This is a genomic window from Agrococcus sp. ProA11, assembly GCF_039880525.1.
Classification (GTDB): Bacteria; Actinomycetota; Actinomycetes; order Actinomycetales; family Microbacteriaceae; genus Agrococcus; species Agrococcus chionoecetis.
Genome location: NZ_CP156989.1, coordinates 2585076 through 2598021 on the forward strand (window position 1 = coordinate 2585076; position 12946 = coordinate 2598021).

Sequence of the window (12946 nt, forward strand, 5' to 3'; positions counted from 1 at the left end):
AGCCTGCGCTCAGGCGCCTGCGAGCAGGTCGACCATGCGCTCCTCGAAGCCCGGCTCGACCTCCATCACCACCCGGTGGCGGTCGCCATCGCGCTCCGGCCACATCCCCCACTGGCCCTCCAGCGTCGTCACCGTGCGGCCCCGCGCCTCGCCATCCGAGCAGTCGACGGTCACATCGACGAGCGGCGACAGCGTGGTGCGCACCAGTCCGGTCGCCACCGCGAGGGCGAGGGCATCGTGGTTGCCGGAGGCGCGCTCGCCCGCGTAGCTCTCGTAGTAGGCCAGGTAGAAGTCGAGGATCGCCGCCGAGAATCGGCCGATCGCGCCACCGGCGGCGAGCCGCGCGCGGTGCTCATCGGTGATGAGCGACGTCATCGTCACATCGAGCCCCACCATGGTCGTCTCCCAGGGCGCGTCGAAGACGATCTGCGCGGCCTCCGGATCGTGCCAGATGTTCGCCTCGGCGGTCTCGCTCACGTTGCCCGGTGCGAGCGCCGTGCCGCCCATGATCGTCACCTGCCGGATGCGCTCGGGCAGCGTGGGATCGGCGTCCAGCGCGGCGGCGAGATTGGTGAGCGGCCCGACCGCGACGATCTCGAGCGATCCGGCGTGCTCGTGGCTGAGCCGCAGCAGCAGCTCCACGGCGCTCTCGGCCACCAGGACGGGCACGTGGGCCGGGTCGGCGCATCCGCCCAGCCCGTCGGCGCCGTGCACCTCGGGCGAGAAGACCGCGGGAGCGCCGTTGCGCGGCCCGGCCGCGCCGACGGCGATCGGCACGTCGCGGTGCCCTGCGAGCTGCAGCACCTCCGAGGTGTTGCGGGCGCCCTGCGCCACGTCGACGTTGCCCCAGGTGACGGTGCACCCGACGAGGTCGATCTCGTTGGAGAACGCAGCGGTGAAGATGGCCAGGGCATCGTCGATGCCGGTGTCGACGTCGAGCAGCACGGTGGTCACGGGACGAGCCTAGGCCGGGCGTGGCGTTGACCGCAGCGCACGAAGCGGACGACACTGATGGCATGTTCGGCAACCCCGATCTGCCGCAGCGCGAGGGCGTGCAGCTGCGCGCGGCGTGGGCGGAGGCGCTGGGCACCACGATGTCGGCCTTCGAGGGCTCGAGCATCACCCGGGTGGAGCGCGACGACCTGGACGCGGTGGTCGTGGTGGCGATCGGCGACGCCACCGTGGTCGCCGGTCCCCCGCGCGTGAAGGCGGCGCTCGCGTCGCTGTCGGTCCTGGCGCTGCGCGACGCCGCAGCGATCGCGGCGGCGCTGCCGGGATCGCGCGCGATCGGCACGGGCCATCTGCTGTTCACCGGCACCCGGCCAGGGCATCCGCCGCTCCCGGTCGACGAGGCGAGCTCGATGGATGTCGCCTCGGTCGGCGCGAGCCTGGTGGAGACCGCCTGGGCGGAGGCCGGCGTGCAGGCGATGGAGCACCGCTGGGCACTGCACGACGAGGGCATCCCCGTGGCGGTCGCGGGCTACCAGCGCTGGCACGGCACCGTCGCCCATCTGGGAGTCGCGAGCGTCCCGGCGCAGCGACGGCGCGGCTTCGCCTTCTCGGTCGCGTCCGCCGCGGTCTGCGCCGCGATCGATGCAGGGCTCGTGGCGCAGTGGCGCACCCGGATCGGCAACGAGGCATCGCTGCGGCTGGCCGACCGACTGGGATTCACCAGATTGGGCACCCAGGCGGCGGTGGTGCTGCCGCAGGACTGAGCGGTCGCCTCAGCTCGCGCAGAGGCAGAACGGATGCCCGGCGGGGTCGAGGAAGACGCGGAAGGTCTCGCCCGGCTGGTGCTCGTGCTTCGTCGCGCCGAGGATGAGGGTCGCCGCCTCTGCCTCGTCGAGATCGTCGACCACGACGTCGAGGTGCATCTGCTGCGGGTGCTCCTGCGTGGGCCAGACGGGCGCACGGTAGTCGTCGACCTGCTGGAAGTCGAGCACCTGCCCCTCGGGTCCGCGGATCTCGACCCAGCGGTCGTCCTCGTCGTCGCTCGCGCGCGAGATCGGCCAGTCGAGCAGCGCGCCGTAGAACGTCGCGAGGCCGCGAGCGTCGGGGCAGTCGATGACGATCGATGGGGTGCGTGCAATAGCCATGCCGGTGAGGCTACGCGTGGTCGGCGACATCCGCCACGGACGGGTCAGAAGCCGTGGACGAGCGGGAAGATCGGCAGCGCCTCCTGGTGGTGCGCGTGCACGATGACGAGGAAGACCACGGCGTCGAACAGCAGGTGCACGGTGACGACGTAGAGCAGGTTCTTCGTCCAGGAGAAGATCGCGCCCTGCACGAGCGCGAACGGGATCGTCAGCAGCGGGCCCCACGCCTGGTAGCCGAGCTCCCACAGGAACGACACGAAGATGCCCGCCTGCAGGATGTTGGCCAGCCACGGGCGGAAGTGGCGTAGCAGCAGCGTGTAGGCCGTGCAGATGAAGAACAGCTCGTCCCACAGCCCCACGGCGTTCACGCCCATGAAGAGCCGCGCGATCATGTCCCACTCCTCCACGGCCGGCCAGTTGCGGTACACGCCGGAGGTGAGGAAGTAGAAGGGCAGGATCAGGTAGGCGGCGAGCACCACCACGACGATGTAGGTCCACATGCGCCGCGACCAGCGCCCGCCCTTCCAGGGGAAGCGGATGGCGTGGTCCTTGAAGCCCCAGCGCGTGACGACGTAGGGGATGACGACGGCGCCGCCGAGCGCGATCGTGAAGCCGGCGATGCCCGCGTTCGAGATGTCGGCGTGCAGCGAGATGAAGCTGATCCACGTGAGCGCGATCGCGATGAGCGCGAGATCCTGCCCGAGCTTGCGGGAGGCGCCGGCGCGGTCGGTGAGGATGCCGCCGACGACGCCCGCGACGAGCGGCAGGTAGCCCCAGTCGCTCAGCACCCAGAACAGCAGCACGGCGCCGGCCGTCACGAGCGCGGCGGGCACGATCGCGATCGGCCTGGTGGGGGCGCCTTCGGCTGCGATCGTCACGACGCCAGCCTACGGAGTGAGCGAGCGGTGCCGCGCTCTCATCCCAGCGGATGATCGTGCATCCGACGCCCGATGGAATGCGGGCCGAATCGCTCGCTCGGCCGGCTCGCTGCTGCTCCGATGGGAGTCATGCAGATCAATCGACTCGATGCACACCAGCTCACGCACACCTACGGGCGCGGCGACTCGGCGGCCCCGGCGCTCGCCGAGGTGTCGGTCTCCATCGGCGCCGACGCCCCGGAGGCCGTCGCGATCATGGGGCCCAGCGGCTCCGGCAAGTCCACGCTGCTCCACGTGCTCGCCGGCATCATCGCACCCGACAGCGGCCGCGTCGTCTGGCGCGGCGACGATCTCGCGACCATGCGCGACAGTCAGCGCACGAGGCTGCGTCGCAGCGACTTCGGCTTCGTCTTCCAGTCCGGGCAGCTGCTGCCGGAGCTGCCCGCGATCGAGAACGTCGCCCTGCCGCTCATGCTCGGCGGCGGCCCGCGATCGGGTGCGGAGGCGGCGGCCGGCGCACTGCTGCACCGGCTCGGACTGGGCGGGATGCTGCACCGTCGGCCGGGCGAGCTCTCGGGCGGGCAGGCGCAGCGGGTCGCGATCGCCCGCGCCCTGGTCGGCAGCCCCGGCATCGTCTTCGCGGACGAGCCGACCGGCGCGCTCGACCGGGCGACGGGCCAAGCCGTCATGTCGCTGCTGATCGGAGCGACGCTCGGGCACGGCGCCTCGCTCGTGGTGGTGACGCACGACCCCGAGGTGGCCGCCGCGTGCTCGCGCGTGATCCGCCTCGAGGACGGCCGCGTCGTGAGCGACGCCCGCGCCGAGGTCGAGGTCTCGCGATGACCGCCCTCCGCCTCTGGGCGCGACTGCTCCGCGCCACCGGTCCGCGCGCCACCGACGTGCTGAGCGCTGTTGCGTTCGCGTTCGCGACCGCGGCGCTGCTCGCCGTGCTGGGCGGCGTCAATGCCTTCCGCGTGCGACTGGAGACCGGCCTCGTCGACGAGGACAGCGGCGCCTTCGTGCTGACGCTCGCGTTCGTCGCGGCTGCCCTGCTGCTGCCCGCCGTGTGGACCCTCGCGCAGGCCGCCGTGCGGCTGGCGATCGCCCGCCGTGACGATCGCCTCGCGGCGCTGCGGCTCGCGGGCGCCACCCAGGGGCAGGTGACGGCGATGGCCGTGCTCGACGCGGTCGCGCAGGCGCTCGTGGGCGTGCTGGTCGGCGCGATGCTCGCGCTCGCGGTGACGCCGGGGATCGCTCGCATCGAGTTCCAGGGCATGCCGTTCTCAGTGGGCGAGCTCCTGCCGCCGGCGTGGGTCTGGCTCGCGGCCGGTGGTGCCGTGGTCGCCATCGCGCTCATCGCGGCGCTCGCGTCGCTCCGGCGCGTGCGCGTCACCCCGCTCGGCGTCGCGCAGCGCGTGGGCGCGAAGCGCCTCTCGCTCTGGCGCATCGCCGGCTTCGCGCTCGTGGCGGCCAGCTACATCGTCATCTCCGTCATGAACCTCATCCCGGTCGGGCTGAGCATCTCGATCGCGCTCATCTCGATCGTCGTGCTCTCCTACGCGTTGATCGGGCCACTGGTGATCCAAGGCGTTGCCTGGCTCGTGGCGAAGGGCGCACGTCGCCCCGCGACCCTGCTGGCCGCGCGGCGCGTGGTCGACGACCCGCGCGGCGCCTTCAACATCGTCGGCGCGATGGCGATCGCCGTGATGGCGGGCGGGTTCGCCTCGCTCGCCCCGGTGCTGGCCGCCGAGGACGACACGATGAGCAGCGACATGGCGACCGGTGCGGTGCTGACGATCGCGATCGCCGCCGTGCTCGGTGCCGTGCTGGCGGGCATCGCGCAGTCGGCGAAGGTGCTCGACCAGCGGCGGGAGCACCAGGCGATGCACCGGCTCGGCGTCGACCTGTCGGTGATGCGCGGCGCGATCGTGCGCCAAGTGGCGCTGCCGCTGCTGGTCGCCGTCGGCGGCGCCGCGGCGATGGCGCTGCTGCTCATCCTGCCGAGCATCCAGTTCTGGATCCGCAGCCCCGACTCGGTGCTCGCGTGGGCGCTGATCGTGGTCGGCGCCGTGGTGGTCACGCTGGGCGCGACGGCCTGCGCGCTGCCGCTCGTGCGCCGCGTGGCGACGGACGCGGCGCCCGTCTGACGCGCCACGAGGTGGCCGATGCGTGGCGGCTCAGCGGGCGGGCAGCAGCGGCAGCACGTCCTCCGAGAACTGCTCGAGGAAGCGTCGCTGGTCGTCGCCCGGGCCGTGGAAGACCAGGTGGGTGAAGCCGAGCTCGACATAGTGGCCGATCGCCTCGGCGACCTCCGCCGCATCCGATCCCACGATCCAGCGCTTTGCCACCTGCTCGATCGGCAGCTCGTCGGCCAGCCGCTGCATCTCGATCGGGTCGCTCACCGCGTGCTTCTGCTCCTGCGTGAGCGACAGCGCCGCCCAGAAGCGGGTGTTGTGCAAGGCGGCATCCGGGTCGCGGTCGTAGGAGACCTTGATCTCGATCATGCGGTCGACCTCGGCGGTGTCGCGCTCGGCCTTCGCGAGCCCCTCCTCGAGGTTCGCCACGATCGTGTCGCGGTAGTACTCGTCGCCCTTGCCGGAGGTGCAGATGTGACCGTCGGCGAACCGCGCGGCGTATCGCGTCGTGGCGGGCCCGCCGCCGGCGACGTAGATGGGGACGGGCATCTCCGGCCGGTCGTAGATGGTCGCGCCGTTGGTGGCGTAGTAGTCGCCGTCGAACTCGACCCGCTCCTCGCGCCAGAGCCGCTTGATGAGGCGCACGGCCTCGCGCAGCCGGGCGAAGCGCTCCTGCAGCGCTGGGTACTCCACGCCGATGATCTGCTCGTTGAGCGCCTCGCCCGTGCCGACGCCGAGGATCAGCCTGCCCGGGTGCACCTGCCCGAGGGTCGCGAACTGCTGCGCGACGACGGCCGGCTGGTAGCGCAGCGTCGGCGTGAGCACCGAGGTGCCGAGCACGATCGACTCGGTGCGCTCGAGCGCCATCCCGAGCCACGCGACCGCGTTCGGCGCGTGGCCGCCGTCGTGCCGCCACGGCTGCAGGTGGTCGCTGATGAACGCGCTGTCGAGGCCCGCCTGCTCGGCGAGCGCGACGAGCTCGAGCAGCTCGCTGGGGCTGAACTGCTCGGCGCTGGCCTTGTATCCGTACCGCATGGGAGCCAGTCAAGCAGGGTCGGGTGGGAGGCGGCACGACCGGTCTCGTGACGCGGGCGGCCTGCGGCTAGAAGCGCAGCGCCTGCATCTCGGGGTCGGGGGTGCCGAAGCGGTGCGCCGTGATCGAGATGGCCTGCTCGCGCAGGAACGGCAGCAGCTCGATGCGGCCCTCGCCGGTCACCGGCTGGTCGTAGACCGCGACGGTCGCATTGCCCGCGAGCGCGCCCCGCAGCCCCGCGTCGGTGCCCACGAGGCGGATGCGCCGCAGCGGCTCGGTGACTCGGGTGTGGCCCATCGCGTCCTCGTTCTCGACCGCCGCCAGCACGGAGCCGTCGGCGATGCGGGCATGGAAGGCGGCATCCGTCTCCTGCACGAGCTCCTCGAGGCGCAGGGGCGGGATCGCCTGCCGCGAGAGCTGCACGACGCCCGCGGGCACCTCCACCGCGCTCGACACGCGCACGATCGCACGCGTGCGGGTCGCCGCGGCGAGCAGCCGCACGAGATCGGCGACCGACCCGTCCTCGGCGACGCGGATCAGCACATCGGCCGGACGGTAGCGGAACACGTTGCGCTCGACCCCGAGCTCGGAGACGTCTCTGGCGAGCCCGAACTCCGCCTCCCACGCGGTCTGGTCGCTGTTGGCACCCGCACGCACGCGGTCGAACTCGAGGAAGTCGAGCGACGGCGTCGCCGCCTCGATCACCGCGGAGACGCGCCGGTCGAGCCCGTGCAGCCGCACCGACTGTCGCGGTCCACGATCGACGGGCTCCCAGTCGACCAGCGTCGTCAGGTAGTTCGGCCCGCCCGCCTTGGCACCGGGCCCGACCTGCGAGCGCTTCCAGCCGCCGAACGGCTGCCGGCGCACGATGGCACCCGTGATGCCGCGGTTGACGTACAGGTTGCCGGCGCGCACCTCATCGATCCACTGCGCGACCTCGTAGGGGTCGAGCGAATGGATGCCGGCCGTCAGCCCGAACTCGGTGTCGTTCTGCACGTCGATCGCCTCGTCGAGCGTGTCGACCTCGATGAGCGTGAGGTGCGGCCCGAAGAACTCGGTGCGGTGCGTCACCGATCCCGGCTCGACCGCGTCGCGGATGCCGGGCGACCAGAGTCGGCCAGCGGCGTCCAGCTGCTTGGGCTCGAGCAGCCACTCCTCCTCATCCTCCAGTGTGGTCAGGGCACGCAGCAGCGCACCCTGCGCGGGCTCGATGAGCGGCCCGATGTGCGTACGCGCGTCGAGCGGCGAGCCGACCCGCAGGGTGGTGGCGGCGTCGACGAGCTGACGGCGGAAGCGCTCCGAGTCCCCCACCGTGCCGACCATGATGACGACCGACGCGGCCGAGCACTTCTGGCCCGCATGGCCGAACGCGCTCTGCACGATGTCGGCCGCGGCGAGCTCGAGGTCGGCCGACGGGGTGACGACGATCGCGTTCTTGCCGCTCGTCTCGGCGAGCAGCGGCAGGTCGGGGCGCCACGAGGAGAACAGCTCGGCCGTCTCGATCGACCCGGTCAGGATCAGGCGGCCGACCGCGGGGTGGGTGACGAGCTGCCGGGAGATTTCGCCCTCGGCGACATCGCACAGCACCAGCACCTCGCGCGGCACGCCCGCCTCCCACAGCGCCTCGCACAGCACGGCGGCGCTCCGGCGTGCCTGGGGCGCGGGCTTGAGGATCACGGCGGAGCCGGTCGCGAGCGCGGCGGTGACCCCGCCGGCGGCGATGGCGACGGGGAAGTTCCACGGCGGCGTCACCACCGTGAGCGCGACCGGCTTCGGGGTGGCGTGCTCGGCCGCCTCCAGCAGCGTCGCCTGCTCGGCGTAGTAGCGCGCGAAGTCGATCGCCTCCGACACCTCGGGGTCGGCCTCGGCGAGCGTCTTGCCCGCCTCGGCGATCATGATCTCGATCAGGCGGCCGCGGTAAGCCCCGAGTGTCGCCGCCGCATCGCGCAGGATGCCGGCGCGGGCCTCGGCTCCCCGCGCGGCCCATCCGTCTGCCGCCTGCGCAGCGCGGTCGATGCGGCGCTCGAGCGTCGGCCAGTCCTCGATCGTGTTCATCCCGAGCGTGCGGTTGCCGAGCTCGGTGGACGCCGCGCGCTGCACGATCTGGCGAGCCCAGTCGCGGTTGGCCGCGAGCGCGGGATCGGTGTCCGGCTCGTTCGCGAAGCCGTCCGGATGCGTCATGGACGCCTGCAGGTCGCCAGAGCGATCCTGGGTGCGGTTGGGCGTGGGCGCGGCGCCGTCCGCGCGCTCGGCATCCTCCCGCTCCAGCACGGCCAGCGAGTCGAGGAAGCGATCGCGCTCGCGCTGCAGCACTGCCGGGTCGGCGAGGTCGAACATGCTCGAGGCGAAGTTCGTGCCGGCGGCGTTCTCCTCCAGCCGTCGCACCAGGTAGGCGACCGCGGCATCGAAATGGCCTGGCTGCACGACGGGCGTGTAGAGCACGAGGTCGGGGAACACCTCGCGCACGGCGGCGCGGTGCTCGGAGGCCATGCCCAGCAGCATCTCGGCATCGACGCGATGGTGCGTGCCGTGGTGGCGCGACAGCTCTGCCGCGTAGGCGAGGTCGAAGAGGTTGTGGCTCGCGACACCCAGCCGCACGGCGAACGCGTTGTCGGGCAGCAGCGCCTCGCGCAGCACGCGCTTGAAGTTCGCGTCGCTCGACTCCTTCGAGGGCAGCACCGCGAGCGGCCAGCCGTGGAGGGCGGCGTCGACGCGCTCCAGCGCGATGTTGGCGCCCTTCACGAGCCGCACCTTGATGCCGGCGCCGCCCTGCGCACGACGCTCCTTGGCGAAGGCCGCCAGGCGTCGGTAGGCCGCGAGCGCGTCGGGCAGGTATGCCTGCAGCACGATGCCCGCCTCGAGCTTCGCGAGCTCCGGTCGGGCGAGGAGGCGCTCGAAGACCGCGATCGTGAGGTCGAGGTCGCGGTACTCCTCCATGTCGAGGTTGATGAACTTGGGGGTGTGGGATTCGGCCGCCAGGCGGAACGCGGGCAGCAGCCGCTCGACCACCGCGTCGACCGTCTCGTCGAATGCCCACAGCTGCAGCTGCGGCGCCATCGACGACACCTTCACCGAGACGTAGTCGACGTCATCGCGGCGCAGCAGCGCCATCGTGCCCTCGAGCCGATCGAGCGCCTCCTCGTCGCCGAGCACAGCCTCGCCGAGCAGGTTGATGTTGAGCCGATTGCCCTCCTCGCGCAATCGCGCGAGCGGCTTCGCGAGCTTCGCGGGCGTGGCGTCGATCACGAGATGCGAGACCATCTCGCGCATCGCCTTCTTCACCACCGGGATGATCAGCTTGGGCGTGACGATGCCGAAGCCGCCGCCGAGCGTGACGCCGAGCTTGAGGTACCAGTCGAGGAAGCCGGGGATGTCGCGGCTGAGCTCCTCGAAGTTGCGAGCGCTGATCTTCGGATCCTCGGGCCGCATGACCTTGTCGACGAACCCGACCGCGAAGGCGAGGCCCTTCGGGTCGTGCAGCAGCCCCGCGAGGCGCTCCTCCGCCTTGTCGCGCTTGCCCTCGACCGGGCGGGAGACCCAGCCGCGCACGCGCTCGATCGCGGCGAGCGCGAACGGGTCGTCGCTGGCGGCATCGGTGATCGGTGCGGGCGCGGGCGTCGGCTCGGGCTCGGGCGCAGGCGTCGGCTCGGGCTCCGGCGCGCGCGCGGGCGCGGGCTCAGGTTCGGGCGCTGGCTCGGGTGCGGGCTCCGGCTGCGACAGCGCTTCGGCGGCGCTCGCCGCGGCCGCGCGCTCGGCCGCTGCCTTGGCCTCCGCGCGAGCGGTGACCGCTGCGGCAAGGCCACCGATGCGCGGCTCGTCCGGCTGCGAGGCCTCGGGCGTCGGCGCATCCGGCGTCGGCGCGTCAGGCGTCGCGTCGGCGGCCTGCTGCGCCCTGATGCGCTTCCGTGTGGCCGGCGGCGCCGATTCCGCGGTCGGCTCGGGTTCCGGCGGCAGGGACGCCGCGCGCAGCTCGGCCTGCAGCTCGGCAGCATCCATCTGCACCGTCGGCACCTCGGCGACATCGTGCGACAGCGACCAGCCGGCCGCGGGGGCGGAAGCGGGGCGCGGAATGCCCGGCGCCTCCACCGGCTCGTACGGCCGCACCGCGGCAGCCCAGGTGACGTCGTCGATCTCAAAGGCGGGACCGGAGTCGAGCGTCGTCCGCAGCTCGATGGGCTCGTCGGGATCCTGCGCTGCGGAGCCCGGCCGCGCCGCAGGCGGCTGCACCACGACCTGCTCCTCGACCACCTCGAGCGGATCGTCGAGACCCAGCTGCGCGATGTCGTCGGCGCTCGCGTGCTGCGGCTCCGTCGCCGGAGGCTGCTCGTCTGCCCGCGCGATGCCCTCCTTGATCAGGGCATCGAAGTCCTCGTGCCTGGGCTGCTCGGTCATGCGGCATATCGTATGCGTGCGGGACCCGGCGCCTTCACTTCGCGCGAGTCGGGCCCGCAGAACCGCTGTCGCTCGAGGAGGAGTCGCATGCCGAAGGTCGCCATCATCGGCGGAGGCCACAACGGCCTGACCGCCGCCGCCTACCTGGCCCGCGCTGGCGTCTCGGTGACGGTGCTCGAACGCCTGCCGCACGTCGGGGGCGCCGCCGTCTCGACCAACGACTTCGTCGGTCTGGATGCGCGCCTGTCGCGCTACTCCTACCTCGTGAGCCTGCTGCCCGCGCAGATCATCGACGATCTCGGCCTCGACGTGCAGTTCGCCAGACGCCGGTACTCGAGCTACACGCCCGTGCCGGCAGGCTCTGGAGCGGATGCAAACCGGGGCCTGCTCATCGACGCCGGCGACGAGTCCGCCACCCGCGCATCGTTCGCCGCGATCGGCGCGGCCGACGACGCCGACGCCTTCGCGGCGTTCGCCGACCGCACGACACGGCTCGCCGGCTCGCTGTTCCCGACCCTCACCCAGCCCCTGCCCACCCGGGACGCCGCCCGCGCGGCCGCCGGCTCGGCATCCGCCTGGTCGGAGATCGTCGACGCGCCGATCAGCGACGCCATCGAGCGAGCGGTGCGGCACGACCTGGTGCGCGGCGTCATCGCGACCGATGCCCTCATCGGCACCTTCGCGGCGCTCGACGACCCCGGGCTGCAGCAGAACCGCTGCCTCCTCTACCACGTGATCGGCGGCGGCACCGGCGACTGGGATGTGCCGATCGGCGGCATGGGGCGCGTCTCCGGCGAGCTCGAGGTCGCTGCCAGGCAGGCGGGCGCGACGATCCTCACGGGCGTGACGGTCACGCGCGTGACGCCCGACGGCGAGGTGACGTGGGAGGAGCGGGTCGGCGGGCTGCCCACGAGCTCGCCGGGCCTCCCGACCGGCATCGAGCTCACCGCACAGTTCGACCTCGTGCTGTCGGCGGTCGCGCCGCACGTGCTCGCGGAGCTGCTGGGCGAGCAGGCGCCGCGGCCGGAGGGCGCGCAGGTGAAGGTCAACATGGTGCTGCAGCGGCTGCCGCGGCTGCGCGGTGACGTGGCGCCGGAGGCCGCGTTCGGCGGCACCTTCCACGTCAACGAGACCTACACGCAGCTCGGTGCGGCGCACGCCGCGGCGGTGAGCGGCACGGTGCCCGACCCGCTGCCGTGCGAGATCTACTGCCACTCGCTCACTGACCCGACGATCCTCGGGGACGAGCTGCGCGCATCCGGCGCCCACACGCTCACCGTCTTCGGACTGCACACCCCCGACCGACTGGTGACCGACGAGACCAACGAGCGGATGCGCGGCGAGCTCGAGCAGGCAGTGCTCGCGTCGCTCGATTCGGTGCTGGCCGAACCGATCGAGCCGCTGCTCGTGGAGGGCCCGCAGGGTCGTGCGATCGAGACGAAGACGACGCTCGACATCGAGGACGCCCTGGCGATGCCGGGCGGCAACATCTTCCACGGCCCGCTGTCGTGGCCGTGGCTGGAGTCGGAGGCCGCCGGCCCAGCCGAGGCGTGGGGCGTCGAGACGGCGCACCCGCGGATCCTGCTGGCGGGATCGGGCGCGCGCCGTGGCGGCGCCGTCTCCGGCATCGGCGGCCACAACGCCGCTCACGCGGCGCTGGAGCTGCTGGCCGACCGCCTGCGCTGAGCCCGCCGGCGCGCGCGGCGACCGGCAATGCCGCGTCGGCCCCCGTCGCTCAACCGGCCCAGTGGTCTGGCGGCCGGATTCGCGACTCGCCAGACCACTGGACCGGTTGACGGACGAGGTTCAGCGAGGGGTGCGCGTGCCCCAGCTCGACGGCGCCGGCTGCCGGTTCGAGGGCAGCCGGTTCATCTCGGCCCAGTCGTGCACGCGCTGGTCGAGCTCCGGCAGCGGCACGGCGATGCCCGCCGCCTCGAGCACCTCGATGACGCGCGCGGTGGTCGCCGTGCCGACGCCCCGCTCGATGAAGCGGCCCTGCATGACGCCGCGCGCGTGCAGCTCGCCGTCGACGACGAAGCGCTGCTGCAGGTAGATGGCGCGCTCGTCGGCACCCAGCACCGCCGTCTCGATGTCGAAGCGCTGCCACAGGTCGAGGCTGCGGCGGTAGACCATGGTCGACTGGCCCACGACCGCGTAGATGCCGGCGCGCCCCAGCACCTCCTGCATGCCGGTGCGCACGGTCATGTCCACGCGCGCGAGATCCATGTAGGACAGGTAGCGGCCGTTGTTCATGTGACCGAGCAGGTCGATGTCGGTCGGCAGCACCATGAACGGCGTGCGCGCCACCTCGTCGATCCCGAGCTCCGGGCGCCCCTTGCTCTTCACGGTCATCGCCAGCAGCCACTGCAACCACATGTTCATGAGGAGCAATCCTGCCCGACGCGTGCGCGG

At 72.5% G+C, this 12946-nt stretch carries 10 protein-coding genes; 4 read left to right on the top strand and 6 right to left on the bottom strand.

Features of this window, described 5'->3' with window-relative positions; translation table 11 throughout:
- Positions 1-9: 9 nt before the first annotated feature.
- A complete protein-coding gene (locus ABG090_RS12350; RefSeq protein WP_347754965.1) occupies positions 10-954 on the bottom strand; it encodes a nucleoside hydrolase in 945 nt (314 codons plus the stop codon).
- Between the two features lie 62 nt (positions 955-1016).
- Here ABG090_RS12350 and ABG090_RS12355 point away from each other — a divergent pair, with 62 nt between their 5' ends.
- The gene (locus ABG090_RS12355) at positions 1017-1715 is read left to right on the top strand and encodes a GNAT family N-acetyltransferase (protein WP_347754968.1); all 699 of its coding nucleotides are present in this window, start codon (positions 1017-1019) and stop codon (positions 1713-1715) included.
- Positions 1716-1724: 9 nt separating this feature from the next.
- Here ABG090_RS12355 and ABG090_RS12360 read toward each other — a convergent pair whose 3' ends face one another.
- Both ABG090_RS12360 and ABG090_RS12365 read right to left on the bottom strand, forming a co-directional pair.
- Complete coding sequence (locus tag ABG090_RS12360; protein ID WP_347754971.1) at positions 1725-2096, bottom strand: VOC family protein; 372 nt, start codon at positions 2094-2096, stop codon at positions 1725-1727.
- 44 nt (positions 2097-2140) lie between these two features.
- A complete protein-coding gene (locus tag ABG090_RS12365) occupies positions 2141-2974 on the bottom strand; it encodes a CPBP family glutamic-type intramembrane protease (RefSeq protein WP_347754973.1) in 834 nt (277 codons plus the stop codon).
- Between the two features lie 129 nt (positions 2975-3103).
- Here ABG090_RS12365 and ABG090_RS12370 point away from each other — a divergent pair, with 129 nt between their 5' ends.
- Positions 3104-3817 carry an ABC transporter ATP-binding protein gene (locus tag ABG090_RS12370; RefSeq protein ID WP_347754975.1) on the top strand — a complete coding sequence of 238 codons (714 nt, stop codon included), beginning with the start codon at positions 3104-3106 and terminating at the stop codon, positions 3815-3817.
- Positions 3814-5121, top strand: a complete 1308-nt coding sequence (locus tag ABG090_RS12375; RefSeq protein WP_347754978.1) for an FtsX-like permease family protein — start codon at positions 3814-3816, stop codon at positions 5119-5121. The genes ABG090_RS12370 and ABG090_RS12375 overlap by 4 nt, the downstream gene beginning before the upstream one ends.
- Before the next feature lie 30 nt (positions 5122-5151).
- Here ABG090_RS12375 and fgd read toward each other — a convergent pair whose 3' ends face one another.
- Complete coding sequence (fgd, locus tag ABG090_RS12380) at positions 5152-6144, bottom strand: glucose-6-phosphate dehydrogenase (coenzyme-F420) (protein ID WP_347754981.1); 993 nt, start codon at positions 6142-6144, stop codon at positions 5152-5154.
- Between the two features lie 67 nt (positions 6145-6211).
- Positions 6212-10534 carry a proline dehydrogenase family protein gene (locus ABG090_RS12385; protein WP_347754983.1) on the bottom strand — a complete coding sequence of 1441 codons (4323 nt, stop codon included), beginning with the start codon at positions 10532-10534 and terminating at the stop codon, positions 6212-6214.
- 87 nt (positions 10535-10621) lie between these two features.
- Between ABG090_RS12385 and ABG090_RS12390 the strand changes: the two genes are divergently transcribed.
- Complete coding sequence (locus ABG090_RS12390) at positions 10622-12220, top strand: NAD(P)/FAD-dependent oxidoreductase (protein ID WP_347754985.1); 1599 nt, start codon at positions 10622-10624, stop codon at positions 12218-12220.
- Between the two features lie 120 nt (positions 12221-12340).
- Here the strand turns inward: ABG090_RS12390 and ABG090_RS12395 are convergent, their stop codons facing one another.
- Positions 12341-12916, bottom strand: a complete 576-nt coding sequence (locus ABG090_RS12395; RefSeq protein WP_347754987.1) for a thioesterase family protein — start codon at positions 12914-12916, stop codon at positions 12341-12343.
- Positions 12917-12946: the final 30 nt, after the last annotated feature.